This window comes from Paenibacillus sp. J22P277 (genome assembly GCF_059383675.1).
The window spans coordinates 368,284-392,267 of sequence record NZ_JBXENS010000001.1 but is presented as its reverse complement, the minus strand read 5'-3'; the positions used below and the strand labels follow the sequence as shown (position 1 = coordinate 392,267).

Sequence of the window (23,984 nt, the reverse complement as noted above, 5' to 3'; positions counted from 1 at the left end):
TATTGATGCACTCCTCTCCGCGCCGCCTGTCATGTTGGCGACCCCATCTCCCGGAACAGTTTTTCGATTTCGCTAAATGCCCACGGAAGCCCCAGCAGAATGGCATACACAAGCATATAAGCAAGACCAGACTTCCGCGCAGCAACGAAGTCGCCTTGCACAGTGGAGCTGATCGTATCGAACGCGCCTTTTATGATGATGATCCATTTCCCGATGCCGATGACACGTTGGTATAGTTTTTGCGCGCTGGCATCAATCCCGCTCGTGGCGTGGACGGTTTCGAGACCAATTCCGCCGAGCAAGACGGTCAAGGTGATCGCGCCGATCCGGTAAATTAGCTTGTGCCGCTCGATATGCTCAACGACCACGATAGCGCCAGCTCGCAACCGGTCAATAATAGCCCGGCGAGTAGCTTCCGGAATAACGGCGGCAGCCGGCGCACGAAAGTTGACTCGGTATCCGGTTGGCATGACAGATAACGTCGCCAAAAATAAAACCTCCCCAATCCTGATGTACTTGCATTTTCCGGGGGGCGCCCGGCATAAGCTGAGGGTAAACCGCCTCTCAGCGTCCTAGGCCGACTATGCCTATCAGCAGAACAACCAGTCCTGTGACCATCCGGACAGCCGTTAATATGACTTCAAAATAGTGCTCCTCACGCCGCGCCATGGCTGCAACGTCTTTCCCGTTTACCGTTACCTTCATATAAATCCCTCCGCATTGAAGTCTTCAGTCGATGATTCCTGCCTGACTGGTGCCGCCGCTGCCATTGATCTGCTCAAGCCCGCGCCGTCCATATCCCTTTGAATCAGCCGTTTCAGGTACCCTGAACGGTTTTTTCTGCTGCCCACCCACTCGAACATCCGGACTTGATCCGGGTCGAGAATATTGAAACAGACCGGGACCTTCTTAATTTGCTTCATACAATTTCCTCGCGATCAGATAGAATGCCCGGACGTTTGCAAAAACAGGATCGCCGTCGATGGCACGAGCGCTGGGGAAGTAGGACCGCAGCGGCTCAAGCAGCGGTTCACAGCCGCCGCCGCAGACGTAGACAGCGTCTTGCCCCTTCCAGCCGCCCGCGAGCGCCTTGAGCGCAATCTGACGGGCAAATGCCGCCGGATCGACCGCGCGCAGCGTCTCAAGCCCACCCGCAAGCGTGAAGCTGCCACGATCATTGAACCGGCGATCAATCAGCGTTCCGAAGTTGACCGTGCCGCTGCCGATGTCAATGACGCGGACCGTGCCACTGCCGGTAACCAGTAGGCCGGCGGTGACCCCCTCGGCCGCCACCTCGCAACGTGTAATCCATACTGCCTTTTTGACTCCGTTGACCGTCAGCTCATGCCGGCCGTCGCCTCCTAAGAACATTTCCTTGATCAGCGCTTTTTCTTCCGGCTTATGCATGCCGATCGGCTGCCCGACGACGATCTTATGCTGAACACCGTCGGCGAATTGGTGAAGCGCAATGAGCGCGCGGAGTAGTGCGTCAGGGTGCGCCTTGCTTTCGCCTTTCCGCGCTTCCGGGCATTCACTCTCATAAAGCGCCAACGTGCCTGCAAAGCCGCGCTGCCCCCGGTATTCCCAATCGAAATCGAATGCGCCTTGTTGCTGCTGCAGGTTTCGCTCACGCCAATCGTATCCAAGAACGGATGGGAACCGTGTAAACCGCTGCCCGTCATAGATTTTGGTCTCATGACCACCGGCGTCGATTGCAATAATGCCCATAGAGTAAATCGCCTCCTGACGTCACTCGTGACGTCACTGGACCTTAGCAGATGCTGTCGTGACGTCACTGGTTATGTCACTAGCCTATGGGTACGGCTCGGTCATGTTTCCGAAATTTCTGCCAGAGCTAGTATAAATATTCATAGTCTTGGCCACTCTTGGACTAAAGGGGGCTGAGAGAGATATGTTCGGTGTAGGCAAGCAAAGGACGAGATTCGGGGCGTACTTAGACAAAAAGAAAATTCATCAAGAAAGAGTCCGCGAGGAAACTGGATTGAATAAGGACACCATCACAAGGGCATGCAACGATCAGGAATACATTCCTAAGCGCGGCGTAATGAAGTTGCTTTTAGATGCGGTCAATAAATTGGCCGGTGAGAGCTTTAACAAGGATGATTTTTGGGCATGAAAAAGCCAGTTGCACCTATGATGCAACTGGCTTTATATTTGCTATTTACGTCCCACTTGAGACGTGCTATTATGAATTCATAAGGTCACAAGTGAGACGTATTGCAGGAGGAGGGAGAGTTATTGAACCCCTTGGATGAAGTTTTAACTGCAGGAGAAGCCGCCGATCATCTCATGGTTTCAAGAAAACAAATATCAAGATTGTGCAAGCTAGGAAAACTCGAACATCGAGAAGCTTCAGGCGGTTATCTGTTAATTCTAAAAGCAAGCGTGCTTGATTATGAAGGGCATAGAAAGAGAAGAAAAAAACCAGTAACCTAAATATAATGGCAGAGGTGCGGGTCATGGAATTTATCCCATTTATGATTTTCTCAGGTTTCGAATCGCTTGCATTAATCGTTGTGGTATTGACATTGTACCGCTTCAAACTGTCAGACTGCTTCTGGCCGGCAATGTTTGTCATGGTAGCTATGGACCTGCAGAGCTTTGTCTTAAGAGAAGAGCTTTATCTTGCAAATCTCGTCCCATTTATTAATGCAGTTCTGGTTGCCCTGCTACTCACGTTATTCTTAGAGGTTCCTTTCCAATGGGCGTTATTCGCTGCATTAGGTGGGTATGGCTTATGTATTTTACTCCAGGCAGGAATCGTCGAAGTTTCATTTGGAGCATTCTCGGTATCGGAAATTCAGAACGATCCAATTAGGGGTTACATTTTTCAAAGTGTCTTTTCGGTAGTCGCTTTTGGGGTATGCAAGTTTCTGTATTCTCGAGGAATAGGATTTTCATTCGACTTTAACAAAAGACGTTTGAAGCACGAACGTTTAATTGTTAATTTGACGATTGCATTCAGTTTAGTTGGCTTCGGGATCGTGCTATACAAACAAGAAGTAATATTGGATATCCTCATACTTTCAATAGCTCTGCTATTCTTTTTGTACATCTCATTTAAGAAGGAGCGAAAACGATGATCGACGCCCTTTCCAGCAGCTTAGCACGCAAGATAAAAAAGGCTGTACCCAATCACCCTGCCTCAGAGAGTGTTCTGAAATTCTCCTTAGCTGCTATCCTCAATGGCGTATTCATCGTGTCGTTCTCACTGATCATCTCGATCTTCCTGGGCGAGACAATAAATGCATTAATCGTCCTGGTTGCTTTCGCGGTTCTTCGTCAGATGTCCGGTGGAATTCATCTGAAATCCGGGACTGCCTGTGTTATAGTCTCTACGACTGGAGTAACAATTTTGTCGTTAGTCGAAATGAACACTCAAGCCGTTTTCTTGTTAAATCTTTGCAATATGTTGTTAACAATAACGTTTGCGCCTTCAGGCATAGAAAAACAAACAAGAATTAAGCCCAAATACTTCCCCTTGCTAAAGATTTCATCTACAATCTTGGTAGGTACAAACTTCCTATTCGGATCACCGATACTAGCAGCAACTTTTTTTGTCCAATGCCTAACATTAATTAAAAATCCGGTTAGGGGAAGGAGGTAGTTACACAATGGCCAAAAAGATCCTCTACCGCTTTGCCACATTCTTGGCATTAGTAGCAGTAGTCCTCGTTTCGACGGCGAGCATCTGGTATGTTCACCAAGGCGAAACCCCCGAAGAATTATTGGGTTAAGGGCGGTGGCGAGATAAATGAAGCCGCGCACTCTCTCAGTATCGACGGATCATACGGGTACAAGCATTTTTGAATTTGTGCTTGAAGACCTCATTTTCCTTAAGAAGGATGCCTCAACGAAGGGTGTTTTTTTCCACACTCTCGAGACTGCAGGATACATGCCTGGATCTTTGGAGTATTGGCTGAGCTTCTTAGAGGCATCTGGCTTGAAGATGGGGAAGTATGATCGGCCAATGGCTATGAATCTTTCGAAGGTGGAATTGCTGGACAAGAAAATGAACACAGCCTTTTTTGATCCAGTTAACCGAAAAAAAGAGAAAGGCTGCTCCATTGCTTTTTCTAACTTCGATGATGTAGTTGAAGCCTTAACAGCCCTGAACCGATCCTTCAAAATTATCTAAAAAGACGCTATCCAGAAACCAAACTGGAAACGCGTCTTTTTTTTGGTTGTTTATAATAACACATCTAAAATGAAAAGTGTGTCAATATTTGTCGACGACCGCCTTGATTTCAAAATCCTCAATTTGGGGTCTGATGGGATTTACAAATAGTGCTGAATAACTAATAATAACTATACAAGCTATTTATAGCAACGCAATAACAATTCTACCAATAGAAATATTGTTGACAGTATCTAGTGAGTTGTGCTACTGAGAATGGAATCGAATTTCGGGGAATGTAATGAGGAAAATGAATTTATTTTTGGATTTTTCGGAACAAAATGTTCCGACATCCGGAGGAGGCGGCGGAAATGATCCGCTGCTTAAGCTATTCGTCTTCCAGCCATTCATAAAGCCATTCCATAGGTACATTGAGAATTCTTGATGCAACGTACATGGCTTCCGGGCTCATTCTTCGCTCATCGGTACAGTAGTACGACACAACTCGTTCCGACAATTTCGACTTCCGAGCAAAATCTGCTTGGGACATCGCGCGCTTATCGAGCCAATACTGGAGACGGCACCTCCCCCGGGAGATGTCCATCAACACATTCACCTTTGTCATTAGTATAGGGGGCCACACTCGTCATGGATACAACATCAAACGAAGAAAAAATCGATTTCAATAAGGTGTTGTTCAACTTGTGCAAAACGAAAGAGCGCGAAGCTCTTTTGGATCAGCTGCGCGCTATTGTTTTTCGTTCTCCTTATCCTGGGCTTGCTGAAGAGCACGAACAAAAGTAATTGCTGCGATGCTCTGTTCTCTGGTGAGTGTCTTGCCATCAAGAGTAAAGTTGTGTCCTTTTAACAATTCATCGAGGGGAATATCTAAACTGTTTAAGAACCTGTCTTCTACAGTTAGTGGCAAAGGATTGTTTGTTTTACCAAGTAGGTAGTCAGCAGATGTTTTTAATATGTCTGCCATTTTAGATAGAACATCACTAGGGGGAATGGTACGATCACCTTCGTAATTCGCGAAGTTGGGACGTTTCATTCCAAGTTGAAACGCAATATTTTCTTGCGTCAGATTCCTTTTTTCACGCAATAATTTAATGCGTTGCCCAAGCGTTTCCATTAATTTGACCTACCTTCTCAGAAAAATAAGCATAAAAGTTATTAAAAAAAACGTATTGCGTTGTTTAAAACAACGTGGTATATTCTTCACACAGACCCGAAAGGAGGTAACAATGCTAAGAAAAGCCAAAGCCGAACGTACCAGATTAAAGCAACTTCGAAAGGAGCGTGGTACGCAAGAAAACGTTGCTGAGCAATTAGGAGTATCTGCTGTTTACCTTAGGCATTTAGAGAATGGCTATGTTGATCCTAGTGCAAAATTCATGTTTAAACTTGGAAGTTTCTTTAAAGAAAGTGTGTACAATCTATTCCCTGATTTAGTGGATCAGGATATAGATACAAGTAGTACAAATCTACTACCAAAATTATAAAACGTTATTTATAATAACACAAGGGAATGCATGTTCGTAGGCGTTCATTTTTTATGCCTCAAAGGTTATTTTAAATAACCATTACCTGAATATATGTTACTCAAACCAACCTTAAAATATACCTGAGGAGTGTGATTATGAATGAAATCTACTGGTATCATCCGGCAAGTGGATCAGCTGGGCCGCTTTTCAGTTCCTGCAGAATTGCGACGGTCGCTGAACATTGAAGATAAAGATCACCTTGAAATATTCACGGACGTCGGCGGAAAAATCGTTTTGAAGAAGTATCAGCCCGGATGTACATTTTGTGACAGCTCGGATGTTGCTCGTGTCGTTCACGGCAAAAACGTCTGTAAAGCCTGCCTGAAAGAGATGCAGTAATGACCATCACCCACACCCTCGCCGCCCGCATGCAGGTGCTGCGCTTAAAAGCTGGCTTTACCCAGGATGACGAAGCTGGCCGCCTTGGAATCCGCCGCGCCGCGCTCTCGCATTATGAAGCTGGCCGCCGGCAGCCGGATTGCGAAACGCTTGTCGCCTTCGCCGACCTTCACAACGTCTCACTCGATTATTTGTTTGGAAGGAGCAATGACGAGATGCCTAAAAAGCAGACAAGCCCGGAACAGGTCAGCGAATGCTTCAACGACGATTGCGTAACGCCGATCTACGCGGGCCAGTCGATCTATAAGGTCGCCGGGGAAGATTGCTGCAGCCTCAGCTGCGCGGAGAAGGTCCGGAAGGAAATCAAGATCGAACGCTTCATCATTTAATCGGGAGGGAAACCCCATGGATAAGAAAACGCTGGATTGGATGAACGAGCGCGTGAAGAAGGGACTGGCGCTCGCAAAAGAGATTAGCCGACTTACCGACGCCTCAGATGATTTGGTTCGAAAGGAAGTCGAAAGAGTGGTGGTCATTAGAAGCGGATCCTCAATCTTCGCTTCTGAGAACAATCCTCGACTTCGTAAAGCTATTGTTTCCTCAGTCGTTGAGATCATTGCTCAGGAAGTTGCCCGGCTCGAAGCTGAGCTCGCGGAACTGTAAACCGAATTCATTCCTTGGGAGGGAATCCACATGTTCAAAGATAAGAAACAAGCGCTCAACTGCGCACGCCAAGCGGCTGTTGCCCGCGAATTCGCACAATTCAAGTCGCGCCGCCAGTTCCGCCGTCAAGCTTCTGAGAAGAAACCGTACAAGCCCGGCACGATCGGCGTTTCCGCGGTGTCGGCCGAGATCAAGGCGGTGTTCGGGGAGATTGTCTCTCGTCGAGAGCGTCGCTCAGGCGTTAGAACAGGCAAGGCGTTCGTCGCCTTCACCGCGGGGAGGTAGGCGGCCGCGATGAACAAAATAGCTGTGCTCCAACTCACCCTTCGATATTTCAAAGGAGTTCGCGGCTTCGCACTAGACACCGCCGGCGGCGCCGACGTCGACATCTACGGCGATAATGCTGCAGGCAAGACAACGATCTTCGACGCGTTTACCTGGTCCCTCTTCGATAAGGACAGCCAGAACAAGAAGGACTTCGACATCAAGACGCTGGACGCGGCAGGTAAAGTTCTCGAGAGCGGTATCGATCATGAAGTCGAAGTTGTGCTTCTAATCGACGGCAAACCTCGGAGAATCCGCAAGGTGTATGCGGAGAAGTGGACCAAGAAGCGCGGATCCGCGACAGCAGAATTCACCGGGCACACGACGGAGTATTTCATTGATACGGTCCCCGTTAAAAAGGCCGAATTCGATTCTTTCGTCTCGAGTATTGTCAAGGAAGACGTCTTTAAACTCCTGACCAACCCGGCCTATTTCAACGAGCAGCTCGATTGGAAGAAGCGCAGGCAGATCCTGCTAGAAGTGTGCGGGGATGTATCGGATGAAGAAGTCGTAAGCGGGAACGAAGGGCTCCATGACCTGCCAGCAATCCTGGGTGACAGATCGATCGATGATCATCGGAAAGTCCTGGCCGCCCGGCGGGCTGACATCAACAAGGAGCTCGAGAAGCTTCCGGTGCGCATTGATGAAGCCAAGCGCGGCATGCCGGACATCACAGCTTCGAGTGAGGAAATGCTTGCCGAGCAGATCGGTGCCTTGAAGGGCCGGATCAGCGGGAAGGAAGCGGAGCTGACGCGAATCCAGTCCGGCGGCGAGATCGCGGAGAAGACGGCGGCACTGCGGGCGATCGAAGGCGAGCTGCTTGACCTCAAAAATAATGCCCAGGCGGATTCAATGAAGGTGTTAGACGCCAAACGCAAAGAGGCATCTGCCCTTAAGCAGCGCGCCATCGACATCGGATATGAAATCGGAAACGTTGAGCGGCAGATCGAAACGAACAAGTCGATAATCGCTGACAAAATCAAAGAGGCGGATCGGCTGCGGGATCAATGGAAAGCCGTCAATGCTGAGGCTTTCGCCGACCATAACCATGCGGCCGATTGCCCGACGTGCGGACAGGCACTGCCTGAAGAGCAGATCGAGGCTGCCCATGCCAAGGCCCTGAACGCTTTTAACCTGAGCAAGTCGGAGCGAGCGGAGTCGATTCAAGTGAAAGGCAAGGCGGCGAAGGCAGAGAAAGAGCGGCTCGAAGCCCTGAACGCGGATCTTACAATTAAGGAATATCAGCTTCGACAGCAACAATACGAGGCAATGGAGATATCCAAAGCAGCCGCTGCCGAATTAGCAAGTCTGGAAGCCGGTCTCAAAGAATCCACGGCCAATCCGCTCTATGATTCGAAGCTGCAGGAGAAGGCTGCCGTCGAGCAGGCAATTACAGAACTCCGGTCCTCGTCCCTCAGCAGCGTGGAAGCCTGCCGGAAAGAGCTTTCCAATATGCGGCTGCAGGTCGATGTTCTTGAACGAGACAAAGCGAAATTCGACCAAGTAAGAGCGGCGCAGCAGCGGATCGAGCAGCTCAAAAGCCAAGAGAAGACGTTGGCTTCCGAATACGAGCGGCTCGAGCGCGAGGCGTTTCTGACGGAAGAATTCATCCGAACGAAGGTCCTGCTTCTTGAATCGAAGATCAATTCGAAATTCCGCTACGCCCGATTCAAACTGTTCGAGCCGCAGATCAATGGCGGCCTGACTGAGACGTGCGAAACAACATTCGGCGGCGTGCCGTATGGCAGCGGACTGAACCGGGCAGCGCAGACGAACGTCGGCCTCGATATCATTAACACCCTTTCCGAGCATTATGGCTTCGTGGCACCGATCTTCATTGACAACGCGGAGGCCGTCACGGAGCTGGCAGAAACGGGCGGGCAGCAGATCAGGCTGATCGTAAGCAAGCCGGACAAGCAACTGCGCGTAGAAATTGCAAATAAACAGGAGGCGTTGACATTTGAGTAAACAGGATCAGCAAGTTGCCCAGAGAGAACTGACACAATCGGAACGTTTCATGAACAAGGTCGTTTCCGAATTCAGCACTGGCGTGAGTGATGTAGCATTGACTACTTTCCAGAAACGCCTGGCGCAGAATTACTTCGTCGCGATCGACAGCGCCTTGAGAATGGCTGAAGAAAAGCGCCTGAAGAAGCGCCAGAACCAAGACCAACTCGCCGTTGTCTGGGGTAACGTCAACATGGAAAAACTCTCGCGGGACGTTGTAGCGATGGCGCGGATTGGTTTCGATCCCGCACAGAAGAATCACATCAATATGGTGCCGTTTAAAAACAACGCTCTCGGCAAATACGACATCACGTTCGTCGAAGGATACCGCGGCATGGAGCTGAAGGCTACAAAATACGGACTTGAAGTGCCCGATCACGTCACGATCGAGGTCGTATATTCCACGGACAAGTTCAAGTCATTCAAGAAGGACCGCAACAATAAGTACGAAGGCTATGAATTCGAAATCACGAATGAATTCGATCGCGGCCATGTCGTCGGCGGCTTCTATTACCACTACTACAGCAATGCCCCTGAGAAAAATAAGCTCGTCGTAATGAGCCTGAAGGACATCGAAAAGCGCAAGCCGCAGTATGCGAGCGCGGAGTTCTGGGGCGGAGAAAAGGATGTGTGGAAGGACGGGAAAAAGGTTGGTACCGAGCAGATCGAAGGCTGGTACGACAAAATGGTCTGGAAAACGATTTGCCGCGCTGCCTATGGCGACATCACGATCGATAGCCAGAAAATCGACGACGATTACATGCGGCTGAAAGAAATCGAATCGAATCGACTTGAAGCCGAGGCTACTCAAGAGATTCGCGATAATGCGAACGGCGACGTCATCGATGTCGAATATACCGTCGAGGACGAAGAGCGGCCGGCGGAGACGGAAGCCGAAGGCGGGCAAGCGGGGCCACCGGCAGACGGTCCGGGCTTCTGATGATCGAGATAAAGGCGCTCGGATCAAGCAGCGCGGGCAACGCCTACCATGTCACGGACGGGACGACGCCGCTGCTTCTGGAATGTGGCATCCGCTTTCGCGATATCCAACGCGGCGTCAGCTTCCGCACATCTGAGATAGCGGGCTGCCTATTGACCCACGAGCACGGGGACCATCGAAAGTCGGCGGCGGACGTAATGAAGGCGGGAATCGACATCTACGCATCCGCCGGCACGATCAAGGCGGCCAGCCTGGACGGGCACCGCGCCATCCCGATCGAAGCCCGTAAGCAATTCAGCATAGGCAGCTGGACGGTCCTGCCGTTCGAAGTCGAGCACGACGTCGAGGAGCCGCTTGGATTCCTTCTTGCGAATCAGGCCGGTGAGAAGCTCCTGTTCGCGACCGACACCTATTACATCCGCTACCGATTCTCCGGCATCACCCACATGATGATTGAATGCAATTACTCCCTTTCCATCTTAGAGGCCAACATCGCAGACGGCCGCATGCCGGTCAGCATGAAGAGGCGGTTGCTCCGCTCGCACTTCAGCCTGGAAAACGTCAAGGAGTTCTTCCGCGTCAACGACCTCAGCCGCCTCCAGGAGATATGGCTGCTTCATCTCAGCGATACAAATAGCGACGAGGCTTTGTTTAAACGATCAATTCAAGAAATTACGGGCGCCGCGGTATACGTGGCCCAACGATGAGGAGGAAGCGGTTTGTTGAACGACGTTACAGTTTTTGATTTTGAAACAAGCGGCCTGGAAGCAGAGCAAGAACGAGTTATCGAGATGGCCGCGGTTCGTGTGGTCGACGGGGAGATCGTCGGAGAATTCAGCACGCTGGTTCGTTTGGATCGCCAGCTTGAGCCAAAGATCACCGAACTCACCGGTATCCGTGCCGAGATGCTCGTCGGCGCAATGGAAGAGCAAACGGCCTTCAGGATCCTGCGGGCGATCATGGGAAGCAGCGTCCTGGTTGCACACAACGCCGCATTCGATCTTCAATTCCTTCATCATGCACTGCAGCGGCTGGCGGGAAAAACCTTCTCCAACAACTTCATCGATACCATGACCATCGCCCGCGATCGGCATCCATTCCCACATCGCCTCGAGCCGATGTGCGAGCGGTACGGAATCACGCTTGACGGTGCGCACCGCGCGCTGAATGACGTAATGGGCACCTGGAATCTGCTGAAGGCAATGCACGAGGAGCAGCCGGTCGATCCATGGTTAAATCGGCTCGGGTACCTAAGCAAATACGGCCCACCTAAATGGACGCCAGCCCATGCGGAAGTCTTTGGAACGTCGAATCGTTATGAATCAAAGAGAGGAGTGGGCTGAAAATGAAGAAGATGACCCCGGAGGTCCGGGAAGCCATGATCGTTTCGGTCAGCATGTCTTCTGTCCAGTCTTACGGACGCGACAAGGCAATCATGATGATGGACCATATCGCTGCGGTGGAATGGGAGAACGAATGTCTCGTAAAAGTGGCCAAACAGATTGAACGGGAACGTCGAGCACTCGCCGTGCGCCTGAGCGAGGGCGAAGAACTTGTCCGGCAAGGCGTTGAGATTGTCGAGGGACTTCATGTGGAGCGTGATAGCCGGAAGGTGCCGGTGCCGCGGGAAGTAGCCGAGGCGTTTGAAGCCATGATGTACAAGGGCGGCCGCGAAGAACTTGGTTGGGCAGCCCGTAATATCTTTGCAGCCCCTGCATCCAATCTTATCGAACCAGCGCGAATCATTAAGAAACACTTCAGCGCAAATCCCTTCGGTCTCATGGAATTCTTCGTCAACGGCTACGTCGTTGAGCAGACGCCGGACGATTACGTTTTTGAGCAGTACCTGGACTTTCTCGGTAATGGGCAGGACGCTGCTGCAGATGCAATTGAAATGGTGCTGGAGAGGCTTGGAGGGAAAACCGAACTGCTTCAAAAAATGCGTGCAGTCGAACGACCATTGCCGTTTTGAAACGAAGGTGAGGTGGGATGGCGAATCCGCAACCAGATCAGCACACCAGGATAGCCAACGAGCTGCTGGATCAACTCCCATTCTTCAAATTCAATGGCTCCCAGCTCAGGATCATCATGGTGGTCTGGCGCAATACCTACGGATGGAACCGGAAGGATCATGAATTTTCATTGACTTTCCTTCACAGCAATACGGGAATTCCGGAAGATGCAATCAAGAAGGTAGTTAACGCGTTGATACAATCTCGAGTGCTAATCGTGATCAAAGAGGCAACAAAAACGACGGCGCGCAGGTTATCTTTCAACAAAAACTATGAGGAATGGGACATTCCGAAAAGCGGTGAGACGATGAATGGTAAACCAGTCAATGAGGGGTCAAATTTTACCCCTCCCACCCAACAGGATGAGGGGTCATTTTTTACCCCTGATGAGGGGTCAAAATTTACCCCTCAAGTAACGATTCAGAGGGGTAAAAATTTACCCCCAGAGAAAGAAATAAGATCTTTAAAGAAATCTTTTAAATACAATGTTGATGCATTCGAATTCTTCTGGTCTGTATACCCAAGAAGAGTGTCCAAACAAGCAGCATTGAAAGCATGGACCAAACTTTGCAAAGAGCCGGACTTCGATGCTGATGTTGTGATCCTTCTGACGGATAATTTTGCAAAGACCCAAACGTTGCTGAAGACAGGGGTAAAGCACATCCCGCATGCGTCAACCTATTTGAACCAGAAGCGGTATGTGGATTACACCGTCGTGGATCCGGAAGGAATTGCAATAGAGCAGCAATCGAAGTTCGATTCAAACCTTGACTTCCTGCGAGATCAGATCGGCGGTGACGGCTATGGATCGGAGCCAAGTAGCATTGCTCCTGGGGAAGGCATCGGCAGCTTACCCGAACAAAGCTCCCAATTTGAAGAATAACCCTCAGATTTTTGAGGAATGGGCGGCGGCACTGGCGCCAGTTCAATGGGAACTTGCCTTTGAGAACTATCAGCGTCATGTAGCGTCGAGCAATTGGTTCCCAGACATCGCAGATATTGCCCGGCCGGAGCCAACGGACGTCAATCTTCCCCACGAGCAACTGCGGCTCCAGACGGAAGAACGATTCCTCTTGATGGACAAGTGGGGAAGCGCGACCGAGCCACCACCCGACGATTATTGGGAAAAGGTCCGCTCAAGGATCATGAACGGAGGCGCCGGCGAATGAATCAAAAGCTACTTGAAGCCGTTGGATTAGACGAGTTGCCCTCCGATCAGCTGGCCGAGCAAGCGGTTCTCGGCTCCATACTGAAGGACAACTCCGAATATGAAATCGTCAACGAACGGCTGCGCGTCGGGGAATTCAAGAATGACGGCCATAAACGGATTTATCGAGCAATGACGAAGCTTCATAACGCGGGGACGCCGATCGATTTCGTGTCACTAAGCTCCGCATTGGAAGACTCCGAGGAACTAAGCGACGTCGGCGGTGTTTCCTACCTAGTGAGTTTGGCGGGCGGGGTCCCGTCTTCGTCCAGCGCAGGCAATTACGCCGATCGCATTCATGAAATGTTCTTGCGCCGCCAGGCGATAGAAACTGCGGTGGAAATGCTGAAGCACGCTGCCGATGGGTCCGATGTTCAAAGCTTCGTCTCCGCAGCGGAGCAGGGTATTTCCCGTTTGGTCGATCAAGCGACACCGGCGAAGGAGTTTGCCATCCTAAAAGAGGTGCTCCTGGATGTTTGGGAGGAAACGGAGCAGAAGTACAACGCTAAGGACGTACAGCGCGGCGTTACAGGATTACCGACGGGGATGGACGATGTGGATCGGATGACGGCAGGCCTGCAGAAATCGGACTTGATCATTGTCGCGGCCCGACCATCGGTAGGGAAAACGGCATTTGCACTGAACATCGCCCAGAACATCGGAGTGAAGCTGAATGAAACGGTCGCGATTTTCTCTCTTGAAATGTCGGCGAAACAGCTTGTCTCCCGGATGATTTCCGCCGAAGGGCACATTTCAGCCAACAAAATGAAAACTGGTTATTTTGAGGGCGAAGATTGGGAGAAGATGAGCCACGCCGTCGGCGCGCTGGCCGGTGCGAATATCTTCATCGACGATACGCCGGGCATCTCCGTCTCGGAAATCAGATCGAAATGCCATCGCTTAAAGAAAGAGCGCGGGCTCGGCCTGATTGTCATTGATTACCTGCAGCTGATTCAAGGCCGCGGCAAACTTGGCGAAAACCGGCAGCAGGAAGTATCCGAAATTTCCCGTACGCTGAAGCAGATCGCTCGCGAACTGGAAGTGCCGGTCGTTGCGCTATCTCAGCTGAGTCGGGGAGTGGAACAGCGGAAGGACAAGCGGCCGATGATGTCCGATCTACGGGAGTCCGGTTCGATCGAGCAAGATGCAGACATTGTCGCGTTCCTTTACCGGGATGACTACTACGATAAGGAATCCGAGAAAAAGAACATCATCGAAGTGATTTTCGCAAAGCAGCGGAATGGCCCGGTGGGCGCGGTGGAGCTCGCGTTCATCAAGGAGTACGGCAGGTACGCGAACCTCGATCGGCAACAGGAACTGCACGAAGACGGCTATGTCGCATAAGCGAGGAGCTGATATCGATGAGGGAAGAGCTGATCGATCCGCCATTCGATCCGTTTTGCGAAATCCCTTGGGAGATCATCTACGATGAAAGCGGCCGGGCGATTGGGGAAATATTTCTGTTGACGTTCCCGCCGCCGGCCAAGAGGAGGAAAGCTGGTTGCAAGAAGAAGTGAAACTCAAACGCTTGTCATCTCGACAGGCTGATGCGCTCGCATTTATTAAATCATTCATCGAGAAGAACGGCTATGCTCCGTCGGTAAGAGAACTGGCAAATGGCATTGGCCTGAAAAGCTCGTCAACAGCACTTGGATTTTTTGAAAGGCTCGAGAAACACGGCTACATTGAGCGGGACTCTAAATCCCCTCGGGCGATGAAAGTCGTTGGCAAGGATGAGGTCCAGAAGCTCCGCGAAGAGAATGATCAGCTGCGCGCGGAGAATGCACGGTTGAAACGTCTCTTGGAAGAGGAGGCATCCGATGCGGTTCCTGGGGATTGATCCGGCGACCCGGACGGGGTTTGTGGCACTGGACGAGAACGGCAATGTCCTTGTTGAGCACGAGCTGAAGGGCGCCGGCAAGGCCGAGAAGGGCGGTATCTCAATTGAGCAGCTGGTCGATCTGGAGAACCAGTTTTACAAACTGCTGAAGCCGGGAGACATAATCTGCATCGAGGATACGCCTTTCGGAACGATGAATGCTATTACTACCGGGATGATACATGGCGGATTGCGGACGATGATGTTCCGTAAAAAGCTCGATTACGATGTGGTCAATCCAATGTGGACGAAGAAGTACGTTGATGTGAAGGTCGAAAAGGGGCAAACCGAAAAGAAGAAAAAGGATGCAATCGGAGCTGCTGTTCTTGCGCAATTCGGTTACACCCACAAGAGCCACAACGTCGTCGATGCCTACATCATCGCTCGGATCGCACTGAATCTTCATCGGATGCGGAATTATGAACCATTGCTCGACCAGCTACGATTACATCAAGAAGTGGTCATGAGCATCATGCAGAAAGCAGAATAGCCGCGCGCGCTCGGCAGAGGGCTTACCGCTGCCATCAAACCGAACATATGATCTGATTGGAGGATGGGAAATGGGTTTAACCTGGCCAGAAGCAGTTTTGTCATCGGTACTGGTAATCAGCTTCGCTCTCGTGGTGATTCGAGTTATTGCTGCAAATGAAAGGGTGAGAAAGGATGCCCTTCGAGCCGCGATGGAGAAACGCTACACAAAGTGAGCTTTACACGGTCGCCTATTACGACGACACGGCAACAACCCGGGAACGGATCGCGGCGGCCGATGAGTTGAAGCGCCGGAACCGACGGCAGCTGCGGAACGAGTTGCAATGCAAAGAGAAAGCGAGGTACCCGCGATGAATGAACATCTTGGCCGCGGCCCTCGCCGCCCCATCCCGCGGCCGGTGCGCGACGAGGAGCCGGCGAACAGCAAGTGTACCACCCGGCAAATGACGGCGGAAGAACGGCTGCTCTACGGCCCGGCGGTCCCGCGCGGCCAATCCCCTGCGGAGATCATTCACTTCGTTCCCAAGAGAGGAGTGCGAAAGACATGAAGCTGACGGCAAGAGGCGAAACGCGCCGTACTGAACCAGACGAAGATGATTTGAAGGACGGTATTTCATTCGACAAGCTTGGCCGTATGCAGTATCACCCTGATTTTCATCCTCATCATCGTAAGCCCATGACGATGGATGAACTCATATACATCGTCAGGTATTACAACATCGACGGGCCGCGTTCCATCGGTTTCGCACTCGGCCGGACTGAACATACGATCATGAACACGGTATGCAAGCTTCGTAAAGAAGGAGATTGGGAATTGTTGGCGTCGTTATCTGATGAAGAATGGGAGCGTCTGAGCGCAAGGCAGGTGGCGGCGGGATGACGGATGACGAGAGATTTAAGCGATTCTTCCAGAGGCTAAAATCCCTGCCGACCCAGCGAGCGAGAGATTCGCTGAACATTCTGCATACCCGAGCATACGCCAAAGCTCAAGAGCATTACGGCCAGGCTATGGATATTCTTCTGACTCCAAAGCAGAAGGCAGCCGTCGAGGCGAAAGCGGAGGAGATACGGACGCTTTGGGACGGCATGCATACCATCACGATCGAGGATACGGAGAATGCAGAATTCTTCCCGGGAGGTGGCCGCGATCGGAACGCCGATTCCCAGCAGTAAGAAGGAGTCCGCTTCGCGCGGGGCCAGCGATGTCAAGGAGTACAGGCTCGCCCCCGAAGAACTCGAGCGATACAGGTCCGAAACAGCCAAGCCACGCAACTCCGACGGCAAGGAGAGAAAGGCCCCGTCGACCGCTTATAGAAAAACGGAAAGTGAGGAACCGAATATGGGCAACCAGCCTTCGAAGCATGAATATCTCAAATTGCGAGCCGCAGGCAAAACGCATGCCGAAATCGAAAGCGTGCTGCAGCTAGGCAAAGGGAGTCTGCCTTACTGGTTAGGTAAGTGGAATCTGAAAGGCATAACGCAGGAGAAGGCCATGGAGATGATCGAGGAGCGCGAGGCGCCGCCGGCCGAACCGACGCCCCCAGCACCAGCAGCCATTCCGGAGACAGTTAGGAAGGACGATGTTCACCGCGAGCTCGCGGAAGCACGCGAGGCCATTGTCGCACTTGCTGGTGAGACTTCGTTGCTCCGGGCAGAGATCGACGAGCTCCGGAACGAAAGAGACGAGTGGCAGCGGACGGCGGCTCTTGAAGGTATGCGAAGCGATGTATTTATCCGCCAGCTCGAGACCGAACAAGCGTCGCCGCCTGCCGGCTTCATCACTCTTCGCTTCCCACTCGTGAACACTGGTGAGGCAGGTATCGCCGGAAGACTCAAATCACTCGAGATCATCGGGGACGTCCAAGGGAAGCCGCTCGATATTACCGGCATCGATTTCCCTCGCCTGGCTCGCGATGGTCTTGATCTTATGCAGGTCATTGCCGGCGTGGTTCACGCGGTCACCGTTGATCTTGTTGAGCCGGCAGAAGTTGAGCGCACTATGCAGCTGTTTTTTGAACGCCACAACGAGTGCCATGTCCGGAACATACAAGCGCTCGCCGCGACTCATGGCTGGGAAGTGGTTGGGGTATGAACGAAATCATCGTGGACAACTTCGCTGGCGGAGGCGGGGCGAGCACCGGAATTGAAATCGCCGTCGGCCGCAGCGTGGACGTCGCCATTAATCACGACCCGGATGCGATAGCCATGCACGAAGCTAATCATCCGGAAACGAAGCATTACTGCGAATCTGTTTGGGAAGTGGATCCGCGCGAGGTCGCCGCGGGGCGGCCGGTCGGATTGGTATGGCTCTCTCCGGACTGTAAACACTTCTCGAAGGCAAAGGGCGGCAAGCCGGTTGAGAAAAGCATTCGCGGCCTCGCGTGGGTGGCGGTCCGATGGGCGGCGACGGTGCAGCCCCGGGTCATCATGCTGGAGAACGTCGAGGAGTTCAAGACCTGGGGGCCAATAATCCCGAAACGCGATCCTGAGACTGGAAGACTGCTTAAACGAATTAGTGCAACAAAGGACGAAGACGATGACGAGGTAGTCGTTGCTGAACCCGGCGAGCATGTTCCCCACGAACAACGCTTGCATATCCCGGATCCGAAGCGCAAAGGAATTACCTTTCATTCCTTTGTGAATGCTCTCCGCCGGCTTGGGTACAAGGTCGAATGGCGGGAGCTGCGGGCCTGCGATTACGGCGCGCCAACGATCCGCAAGCGGCTGTTCCTGGTCGCTCGGCGGGATGGCCGCCAGATTGAATGGCCGGAGCCGACGCATGGAGACCCCGCGAGCGAGGGGGTCCGCGCCGGCAGACTGAAACCGTGGAGAACGGCTGCCGAGATCATCGACTGGTCGATCCCTTGCCCGAGCATCTTCGAGCGAGCGCGGCCGCTAGCTGAGAACACAATGCGGCGGATCGCCCGAGGGATTCAACGGTTTGTGCTGGAGAATCCCGAGCCATTCGTAATCAAGGTGAATCATCATGGCGAGGCATTCCGCGGGCAGGATCTTCGCGAGCCGCTGCAGACCGTCACAGCAAAAAATGGATGGGGAATTGTCACACCGGTTCTGGCAGTCAACACGACAGGCCACCCCGGAAGCTCGCCGGAGGAACCGCTCAGGACAATAACGACCGGCGGCCATCACATGGTCGTCAGCCCAACCTTAATCGAAATCGGATACGGCGAAGGGCCGGGACAGAACCCCCGAGCTCCAGGACTCGGTAAGCCCCTCGGCACAGTCGTTGCCGGCGGTCGGAAGCATGCCCTCGTTGCAGCTTTCATTGCCAAGCACTACGGCGGCATGACGGGCGTCGAGGCGGACACACCATTCCCGACGATCACGATGCGCGGGACGCAGAACCAAGTGGTCACAGCCCACATCGCTAGGCACTTCGGAGAATCAACCGGCAGCAGCGCGGAAGATCCGATCGGAACGGTAACGGCCGGAGGCGGCGGAAAGTCGGCGCTGGTCACGAGCCACATGATCAAGTTTCGCGGGCAGAATTACGGCAGCGCGACGGATGATCCAATTCCAACAATCACCGCCGGCGGGACGCATATCGGCGAGGTCCGGGCCTTCCTCCTGAAATATTATGGGACGGCCGACAACGGCCAGACGCTCGACGGCCCCCTGCACACGGTTACGACCAAGGATCGTTTCGGACTCGTCACGCTGCAAGGAGAGGAATATAAGATCGTCGACATCGGCATGCGGATGCTTGAGCCGCACGAGCTGTTCGCGGCGCAGGGCTTCCCGCCGGAATACATCATCGATCGGTACGCCGACGGCAAGCCGGTACCGAAGTCGGCGCAGGTCGCGCGCTGCGGAAACTCCGTATGCCCGCCGCTGGCGACAGCTCTGGTTCGGTCGAATCTCCCGGAGATGTGCGCTGGATCGGGCAATGCACTTACGTTCGAAAGGTATGCTAATCAAACGGGGCAACTCCAATTATCGGTGTGAGGTGAAGGCGTAATGCGAAAACAAGTTGATAGAAACCAGCTTCATCGATTGTTCACACGCGGATTGACGATATCTGCCATAGCAAATGAACTTGGTATTCCTGAGCAATCTTGTCAGACAATTATTTCACAAGAGCGGAAAAAAGATCCATACTTATGGCCACTTCGACGGGAGGTAAAAGATTCTCAAGTTGAATCCAAAGTACCTCCATTGATGATGCATCTTTATGAGTGTACCGATTGCTTTGTTCAATTTTCAGTTGAGGATTACGAGGCTATCGATCAATCTGCAGTGGCTTGCCCAATTTGCAAACTAGATGACTACTTGGAGGATGTTGGATACGGCTGCTTTGCAGTAACGATCAAAGCAGAACGCGCCGCGGAGGTGCCGGCCGATGTCGCAGCAGCTCAAGGATGATTTGAAGGTCATCATGCTCGAGCGACGCGCGGCATGCGCAGTCTGCGGGATCCGGATGCACGTCAAGCTGCTGAGGAAGTGGAACGGGAAGGACGTCTGCGGGAAGTGCATCCGCGAAGTGAACGAGGAGGCAGAGCGCTGCTCGGCGGAAGTATCTGAATGAATATTGAGGAACGTGAGGTGGTTGAAATGAGTGATGTGTCGAGAGTTAAGTACGAATATGAAACGCAACGTCTTAGCAAATTGTTGGCCGATAAGCAGATTGACCTCGATTACCATATACGCGAAAGCGCAGCGCTCCGGCAGGAGACCGACCAATTAAAGAAATCGCAAAAAGAATTCGCCAGAATTATCGCTCGAAATTTGGTCGCCTGGGACACATCGAAGGATAAGCGAGAAGGGCTGCTTCCGGAAGTGTATCTGACCAACAAGGTGCTTTATAAGCAATTGACTGGTGAGGAGTACTTCATGCTGAAAGCGATGGAGAAATTCCAAATCGGCGACGATTATTCGTGAATATTGAGAAACTTGGAGGGGTTAAGGTGCCTGAAACGAGAAACCTGACTGTATCTCGGCTGCCCGATTCCGTGCTGGACGAATTGGAGAATCAAGTCGCTCAGCATCTCGATTCGGATCAAATGCACGTTTTTAGAAAATTGCTGCTCGGATACGGAGCCGTGTGGAATGTCGTTGAAAAGTTGGATCAGGATGCGAGCAGAAATCAATCAACGGGCTGGTGGTAACCCCCGGTCGTCTCCGGCGCCCGGCGGCCAACTGCTGCCATAAAACCGAACATATGTGCTATTCGAGAGGATGAAAACGATGCGCAAAATTCTATTTCGCGGGAAGACGCTGAAAGAACAAGGCATGTTGCCGGCCGGAAGCTGGATTACTGGCGGCTATTATGTGGACTACTGCTACGGCGGTTGTCCGGAGGGTAAGCATTACATCATCGTTTGGAACAGCATGGGACCTGGCGGCTTCACGGATCTTGTACCTGTTGATCCGAAGACGGTCGGGCAGTTAACCGGCATTACCTCCTCCAATGGATCACCAATTTTCGAGGGGGATTTGGTGAAATCGGTAGTTTCCGAAGACATTTATATGGACGCCGTGGTTTGGAGTCCTGCAGACGCAGCATGGAGCTTTGAGAGCGTGACTGGCCTTTGTTCTGTGCTTGCTAACGATATTGATCTCAGACAAAGCGAGGTTGTCGGTAACATCCACGACAACCCGGAGCTGCTGGAGAGAGATCGATGAACGTCCGCGCCGAGCAGATCAAATCCGCGCTCGCGAAGAAGCACAATGATGACTTCTTCCTCACTGAGGTCAAGACCGGCCGAACATGGGACAACAAGGAGTTGCTGAAGTTCGACGCCTTCGCCATGAAGCGCAGCTGGGCAAATCCGTGCCTCTATGGTTACGAGGTCAAGGTCAGTCGGGGGGACTTTCTGAAGGACCAGAAATGGCCGGGCTATATGGCGTATTGTCACCGTTTCGCCTTTGTTTGCCCGAAGGGGCTGATCGCCGCTGATGAGCTGCCGGACGAAGTCGGTCTCATCTGGCTCTATCCGAGCGGCACACTGGTCAGCAAGCGGCCGGCAAAGCATCGAATCGTCGACATCCCGCCGGACTTGTACATGTACATCCTTATGTCACGAATTGAATCCGATCGTCACCCTTTCTTCAGCAGCCGGCGGGAGTATTTCGAAGCGTGGATTGCTGACAAGGCAAATCGTCGGGATCTCGGTTACCAGGTCGGCGAAAAGCTTGGCAAGGAAATTCGCGAGCTTCAGAAAGCTGCTGAACAGGTCGGCCGGGAAACGGATCGGTGGCGCGCCGACTCGGAGCTCCTGCAAAAGCTCAGATCGGTTCTTGCAGATCGAGGAGTGACGATCAATGGATGGAGCGACCGTTGGCAAGACGAGTTGCGCGCGGCGCTCGCCGGTGGACTGAACCCAGGCGCATTACGCGAACTGAACAAAATCACTTCCGGCGCGGCTGAGCTGCAGCGGATGCTAGAAACCCAAATTCGAGAGGAGCAATCATAAATGAAAACCAACGTAACGACCAAAATCAAGGATCTGAAATTCGGTGTCAAGGAAGACCAAATCACTCTCACGATCGACGGCAACATCACCGACGAGCAAGTCTCCATCCTGCGGAAGATCAAAAAGCAAGGCGTCGCATTCGTCAGCTTCAGCAGCTCGCAATTGGACATGGAAGACGTCGAGCCGGAAGCTCCGCGCGAAGGCATCCGCGGAATAATCCATCAAGACGGGACGGCTGACGTAGAGGGCAAGCAGTTGTCGCTCGAGGATGTTCCGCCAGCGGACGAGGTCGATGAAGACGATAAACTGCCCGGTCTGGAAGACGATGATGACGACGCGGATCCGGCTGATGACGCCGGCGAGGATGAAGCAGAGGCCGACGAGGCAGACAGCGATCCGGAAGACGCGGACGCGGATGAACCGGAGCAGGCCGAAGAGGCCGACACCGATAATGACGAATTGCCGGGCTTTTGATCATGCGCCGCTGGAACTGGGGAATGATCGTCGCGCTTGCCTTTTGCGCAGCCTGCTGGTACGGACTGACTGATCTGATTGTTCGGCTGTTCTTTTAGAATAACGGCCCCGGTTCGCTCCGGGGCACTCCAATGACGACAAGGGGCGGGACGCGTGAGCCGGGAGAAGAAAGCAAAGAAACCGAAGCTGCCGGAGTTGGATGATCGCGGGTTTATGGTCGATTTGCATGACCTCAAGCGCAAGTATCGCGAAACCTATTGGGATCTGCGGAGAGCCCTGAAGAAGGCCGAATCGGTGAGGGTAGACCAATACGGAAATCCGGCTGAACATGCCGATTTGAAGTTCTTGAAGGAAGCGATATCCGATGTAAACATGACCATCATGTGGATTCACACCGGACGGCAGCCAGGAGGAAGCAAGCGCGGGATAGAGCGGCGATCTGCGTACCAGCGTCACAGGTACAAAGATCCGCTAATCATGCAGGCATACTCGAACCAGTATAATTCGCGAAGCAGCTCAACACTTACACCGGGCCAGACATTTCAACTCGAAGAGGCGCTGCGGAGGTTGAGCAAGCGTGAACGAGAGTGCTACGAGCTCCAGCACGGCCAAGGGTTTTCGAGCTCCTACATTGCAAACATGCTCGGGATCGGCCAAGAGTCGGTCAAGGAATACGTCGAACGCGCGCAGCGGAAAGTCAGCGAGGACCTGGGGAATAACTTGTTCCTTACTGACTATTGGGAAGTGACTGACGAACATAAAGTACAAGCGGAAACGAATAGATCAATATCAAATGAAAATAAGGGAGGGTAAGGGGGATGACAAAAGCAACGATCCCGAAAAACAAAGAAGAACTTCCGCTTGTCCTCAATGCAGAACACATCATGGTGCTGCTTGATATGGGTAGGCGACAGACATACGAATTTCTAAAAGATCCACCATTTCACGTTGAACGAATGGGCGGCCGCGGTATCATCAAAGTGTCCAAAGATACATTTTTCGAGTGGCTCGAAGGAAGAAAGCAGGGATGAAAATCCTTGCTTTTTTTATTTTGCAGTGGTACTATTTCAATCAATATAATGGCAACGAACGCTTTGAGGTCCTGGTAGGTTGCGTGGTAGGATTTTGGTAGGGAATCATAAGAAACTTGCGGTACACCAAGGGAAACCACGGATAACGCATAAATCGAGAAACCCCAGTAAAATCGGCTCCAACGGGTACAATAAAGCCACTAGCGGTTATTATGGGTAACAAACATTTTAAATTATTTTCCTTCGGGGTAGGGTGAAATTCCCAACCGGCGGTGATCAGAGGCATGCTGTCCGCTTGAGCGTTATGCGGCGGCGATCCTTTGTCAGTCCGTGACCCGGCTCGCAATCGCGCGAATCCCACCAGGGACCGCTCGGCTGCTTGACGGTGGACCTGGTGCAAATCCGGGACCGACAGTACAGTCTGGATGGGAGAAGGAAAAGGCACGTGAATTCCATTTTTTCATGTCTCGCCAACCTTGTTCTTTTTTTCACAAGGAAGC

39 protein-coding genes and 1 riboswitch are annotated in these 23,984 nt (G+C 52.2%); of the genes, 34 read left to right on the top strand and 5 right to left on the bottom strand.

What is annotated here, in order from left to right:
* Positions 1-29: 29 nt before the first annotated feature.
* The 3 genes from AC50YL_RS02030 to AC50YL_RS02020 form a co-directional block, all read right to left on the bottom strand.
* Positions 30-488: a hypothetical protein gene (locus AC50YL_RS02030; RefSeq protein WP_494828902.1), complete on the bottom strand. Its 459-nt coding sequence runs from the start codon at positions 486-488 to the stop codon at positions 30-32.
* 213 nt (positions 489-701) lie between these two features.
* Positions 702-923: a hypothetical protein gene (locus tag AC50YL_RS02025; RefSeq protein ID WP_494828901.1), complete on the bottom strand. Its 222-nt coding sequence runs from the start codon at positions 921-923 to the stop codon at positions 702-704.
* Positions 910-1,728, bottom strand: coding sequence for a ParM/StbA family protein (locus AC50YL_RS02020; protein WP_494828899.1), 819 nt, complete (start codon positions 1,726-1,728; stop codon positions 910-912). Before AC50YL_RS02020 ends, AC50YL_RS02025 begins: the two co-directional genes overlap by 14 nt.
* A gap of 184 nt (positions 1,729-1,912) precedes the next feature.
* Here AC50YL_RS02020 and AC50YL_RS02015 point away from each other — a divergent pair, with 184 nt between their 5' ends.
* The 6 genes from AC50YL_RS02015 (at position 1,913) to AC50YL_RS01990 (ending at position 4,159) form a co-directional block, all read left to right on the top strand.
* On the top strand, positions 1,913-2,137 hold the full coding sequence (locus AC50YL_RS02015) for a hypothetical protein (RefSeq protein WP_494828897.1): 225 nt from the start codon (positions 1,913-1,915) through the stop codon (positions 2,135-2,137).
* 122 nt (positions 2,138-2,259) lie between these two features.
* Positions 2,260-2,457, top strand: coding sequence for a helix-turn-helix domain-containing protein (locus AC50YL_RS02010; protein WP_494828895.1), 198 nt, complete (start codon positions 2,260-2,262; stop codon positions 2,455-2,457).
* A 23-nt stretch (positions 2,458-2,480) separates the two neighbouring features.
* On the top strand, positions 2,481-3,104 hold the full coding sequence (locus AC50YL_RS02005) for a hypothetical protein (protein WP_494828893.1): 624 nt from the start codon (positions 2,481-2,483) through the stop codon (positions 3,102-3,104).
* Positions 3,101-3,628, top strand: a complete 528-nt coding sequence (locus AC50YL_RS02000) for an accessory gene regulator ArgB-like protein (protein WP_494828892.1) — start codon at positions 3,101-3,103, stop codon at positions 3,626-3,628. The genes AC50YL_RS02005 and AC50YL_RS02000 overlap by 4 nt, the downstream gene beginning before the upstream one ends.
* A 7-nt stretch (positions 3,629-3,635) precedes the next feature.
* Positions 3,636-3,758, top strand: a complete 123-nt coding sequence (locus AC50YL_RS01995) for a cyclic lactone autoinducer peptide (RefSeq protein WP_494828891.1) — start codon at positions 3,636-3,638, stop codon at positions 3,756-3,758.
* Between the two features lie 17 nt (positions 3,759-3,775).
* A complete protein-coding gene (locus tag AC50YL_RS01990; protein WP_494828890.1) occupies positions 3,776-4,159 on the top strand; it encodes a hypothetical protein in 384 nt (127 codons plus the stop codon).
* A 367-nt stretch (positions 4,160-4,526) separates the two neighbouring features.
* On the opposite strand, the gene AC50YL_RS01985 is transcribed toward AC50YL_RS01990, so the two are convergent.
* Together AC50YL_RS01985 and AC50YL_RS01980 are read right to left on the bottom strand one after the other, a co-directional pair.
* Positions 4,527-4,742, bottom strand: coding sequence for a helix-turn-helix domain-containing protein (locus tag AC50YL_RS01985; RefSeq protein ID WP_494828888.1), 216 nt, complete (start codon positions 4,740-4,742; stop codon positions 4,527-4,529).
* Positions 4,743-4,886: 144 nt separating this feature from the next.
* Positions 4,887-5,273: a helix-turn-helix domain-containing protein gene (locus AC50YL_RS01980; protein WP_494828887.1), complete on the bottom strand. Its 387-nt coding sequence runs from the start codon at positions 5,271-5,273 to the stop codon at positions 4,887-4,889.
* A gap of 112 nt (positions 5,274-5,385) precedes the next feature.
* Between AC50YL_RS01980 and AC50YL_RS01975 the strand changes: the two genes are divergently transcribed.
* The 28 genes from AC50YL_RS01975 to AC50YL_RS01840 all read left to right on the top strand — a co-directional run bounded on the left by AC50YL_RS01975 (position 5,386) and on the right by AC50YL_RS01840 (position 23,484).
* Positions 5,386-5,643 (top strand): helix-turn-helix transcriptional regulator, encoded by a 258-nt coding sequence (locus tag AC50YL_RS01975; protein ID WP_494828886.1) that lies wholly within the window; start codon positions 5,386-5,388, stop codon positions 5,641-5,643.
* Positions 5,644-5,784: 141 nt separating this feature from the next.
* Positions 5,785-6,024, top strand: coding sequence for an AbrB/MazE/SpoVT family DNA-binding domain-containing protein (locus AC50YL_RS01970; RefSeq protein WP_494828885.1), 240 nt, complete (start codon positions 5,785-5,787; stop codon positions 6,022-6,024).
* Positions 6,024-6,413, top strand: a complete 390-nt coding sequence (locus AC50YL_RS01965) for a helix-turn-helix domain-containing protein (protein ID WP_494828883.1) — start codon at positions 6,024-6,026, stop codon at positions 6,411-6,413. Before AC50YL_RS01970 ends, AC50YL_RS01965 begins: the two co-directional genes overlap by 1 nt.
* A gap of 16 nt (positions 6,414-6,429) precedes the next feature.
* Entirely contained in the window at positions 6,430-6,687 is a 258-nt protein-coding gene (locus tag AC50YL_RS01960; RefSeq protein WP_494828882.1) for a hypothetical protein, read from the top strand.
* 30 nt (positions 6,688-6,717) lie between these two features.
* Positions 6,718-6,972, top strand: a complete 255-nt coding sequence (locus tag AC50YL_RS01955; RefSeq protein ID WP_494828880.1) for a hypothetical protein — start codon at positions 6,718-6,720, stop codon at positions 6,970-6,972.
* A 9-nt stretch (positions 6,973-6,981) separates the two neighbouring features.
* Positions 6,982-8,979, top strand: coding sequence for an ATP-binding protein (locus AC50YL_RS01950; RefSeq protein ID WP_494828878.1), 1,998 nt, complete (start codon positions 6,982-6,984; stop codon positions 8,977-8,979).
* Complete coding sequence (locus AC50YL_RS01945; protein ID WP_494828876.1) at positions 8,972-9,958, top strand: recombinase RecT; 987 nt, start codon at positions 8,972-8,974, stop codon at positions 9,956-9,958. The genes AC50YL_RS01950 and AC50YL_RS01945 overlap by 8 nt, the downstream gene beginning before the upstream one ends.
* Complete coding sequence (locus tag AC50YL_RS01940) at positions 9,958-10,665, top strand: MBL fold metallo-hydrolase (RefSeq protein WP_494828874.1); 708 nt, start codon at positions 9,958-9,960, stop codon at positions 10,663-10,665. The genes AC50YL_RS01945 and AC50YL_RS01940 overlap by 1 nt, the downstream gene beginning before the upstream one ends.
* Before the next feature lie 15 nt (positions 10,666-10,680).
* Positions 10,681-11,301: a 3'-5' exonuclease gene (locus tag AC50YL_RS01935; protein ID WP_494828873.1), complete on the top strand. Its 621-nt coding sequence runs from the start codon at positions 10,681-10,683 to the stop codon at positions 11,299-11,301.
* A gap of 2 nt (positions 11,302-11,303) precedes the next feature.
* On the top strand, positions 11,304-11,930 hold the full coding sequence (locus tag AC50YL_RS01930; RefSeq protein WP_494828872.1) for a hypothetical protein: 627 nt from the start codon (positions 11,304-11,306) through the stop codon (positions 11,928-11,930).
* A gap of 17 nt (positions 11,931-11,947) precedes the next feature.
* Positions 11,948-12,853, top strand: a complete 906-nt coding sequence (locus AC50YL_RS01925) for a replication protein (RefSeq protein ID WP_494828870.1) — start codon at positions 11,948-11,950, stop codon at positions 12,851-12,853.
* Positions 12,774-13,139: a replicative helicase loader/inhibitor gene (locus tag AC50YL_RS01920; RefSeq protein WP_494828869.1), complete on the top strand. Its 366-nt coding sequence runs from the start codon at positions 12,774-12,776 to the stop codon at positions 13,137-13,139. The genes AC50YL_RS01925 and AC50YL_RS01920 overlap by 80 nt, the downstream gene beginning before the upstream one ends.
* Entirely contained in the window at positions 13,136-14,521 is a 1,386-nt protein-coding gene (gene dnaB, locus AC50YL_RS01915) for a replicative DNA helicase (RefSeq protein WP_494828868.1), read from the top strand. Before AC50YL_RS01920 ends, dnaB begins: the two co-directional genes overlap by 4 nt.
* Positions 14,522-14,678: 157 nt before the next feature.
* Complete coding sequence (locus AC50YL_RS01910) at positions 14,679-15,017, top strand: LexA family protein (RefSeq protein ID WP_494828866.1); 339 nt, start codon at positions 14,679-14,681, stop codon at positions 15,015-15,017.
* Positions 14,998-15,546: a hypothetical protein gene (locus AC50YL_RS01905; RefSeq protein ID WP_494828864.1), complete on the top strand. Its 549-nt coding sequence runs from the start codon at positions 14,998-15,000 to the stop codon at positions 15,544-15,546. The genes AC50YL_RS01910 and AC50YL_RS01905 overlap by 20 nt, the downstream gene beginning before the upstream one ends.
* Before the next feature lie 543 nt (positions 15,547-16,089).
* Positions 16,090-16,425, top strand: a complete 336-nt coding sequence (locus AC50YL_RS01900; protein ID WP_494828862.1) for a hypothetical protein — start codon at positions 16,090-16,092, stop codon at positions 16,423-16,425.
* Positions 16,422-16,718 carry a hypothetical protein gene (locus tag AC50YL_RS01895; RefSeq protein ID WP_494828861.1) on the top strand — a complete coding sequence of 99 codons (297 nt, stop codon included), beginning with the start codon at positions 16,422-16,424 and terminating at the stop codon, positions 16,716-16,718. Before AC50YL_RS01900 ends, AC50YL_RS01895 begins: the two co-directional genes overlap by 4 nt.
* Positions 16,663-17,637, top strand: coding sequence for a hypothetical protein (locus AC50YL_RS01890; protein WP_494828859.1), 975 nt, complete (start codon positions 16,663-16,665; stop codon positions 17,635-17,637). The genes AC50YL_RS01895 and AC50YL_RS01890 overlap by 56 nt, the downstream gene beginning before the upstream one ends.
* Positions 17,634-19,511: a DNA cytosine methyltransferase gene (locus tag AC50YL_RS01885; RefSeq protein ID WP_494828858.1), complete on the top strand. Its 1,878-nt coding sequence runs from the start codon at positions 17,634-17,636 to the stop codon at positions 19,509-19,511. The genes AC50YL_RS01890 and AC50YL_RS01885 overlap by 4 nt, the downstream gene beginning before the upstream one ends.
* A 12-nt stretch (positions 19,512-19,523) precedes the next feature.
* On the top strand, positions 19,524-19,928 hold the full coding sequence (locus AC50YL_RS01880) for a hypothetical protein (RefSeq protein WP_494828856.1): 405 nt from the start codon (positions 19,524-19,526) through the stop codon (positions 19,926-19,928).
* The gene (locus AC50YL_RS01875; RefSeq protein ID WP_494828855.1) at positions 19,906-20,091 is read left to right on the top strand and encodes a hypothetical protein; all 186 of its coding nucleotides are present in this window, start codon (positions 19,906-19,908) and stop codon (positions 20,089-20,091) included. The genes AC50YL_RS01880 and AC50YL_RS01875 overlap by 23 nt, the downstream gene beginning before the upstream one ends.
* Positions 20,088-20,444, top strand: a complete 357-nt coding sequence (locus AC50YL_RS01870; protein ID WP_494828853.1) for a hypothetical protein — start codon at positions 20,088-20,090, stop codon at positions 20,442-20,444. The genes AC50YL_RS01875 and AC50YL_RS01870 overlap by 4 nt, the downstream gene beginning before the upstream one ends.
* A 26-nt stretch (positions 20,445-20,470) precedes the next feature.
* Entirely contained in the window at positions 20,471-20,671 is a 201-nt protein-coding gene (locus AC50YL_RS01865) for a hypothetical protein (RefSeq protein ID WP_494828852.1), read from the top strand.
* 79 nt (positions 20,672-20,750) lie between these two features.
* Complete coding sequence (locus AC50YL_RS01860; protein ID WP_494828851.1) at positions 20,751-21,188, top strand: YopX family protein; 438 nt, start codon at positions 20,751-20,753, stop codon at positions 21,186-21,188.
* Positions 21,185-21,979 (top strand): MmcB family DNA repair protein, encoded by a 795-nt coding sequence (locus tag AC50YL_RS01855; protein WP_494828850.1) that lies wholly within the window; start codon positions 21,185-21,187, stop codon positions 21,977-21,979. The genes AC50YL_RS01860 and AC50YL_RS01855 overlap by 4 nt, the downstream gene beginning before the upstream one ends.
* The gene (locus tag AC50YL_RS01850; RefSeq protein ID WP_494828849.1) at positions 21,980-22,453 is read left to right on the top strand and encodes a hypothetical protein; all 474 of its coding nucleotides are present in this window, start codon (positions 21,980-21,982) and stop codon (positions 22,451-22,453) included.
* A gap of 153 nt (positions 22,454-22,606) precedes the next feature.
* Entirely contained in the window at positions 22,607-23,266 is a 660-nt protein-coding gene (locus AC50YL_RS01845; RefSeq protein WP_494828848.1) for a sigma factor-like helix-turn-helix DNA-binding protein, read from the top strand.
* Between the two features lie 5 nt (positions 23,267-23,271).
* Positions 23,272-23,484 carry a helix-turn-helix domain-containing protein gene (locus tag AC50YL_RS01840; RefSeq protein WP_494828847.1) on the top strand — a complete coding sequence of 71 codons (213 nt, stop codon included), beginning with the start codon at positions 23,272-23,274 and terminating at the stop codon, positions 23,482-23,484.
* A gap of 235 nt (positions 23,485-23,719) precedes the next feature.
* Positions 23,720-23,925: riboswitch (FMN riboswitch) on the top strand.
* Positions 23,926-23,984: the final 59 nt, after the last annotated feature.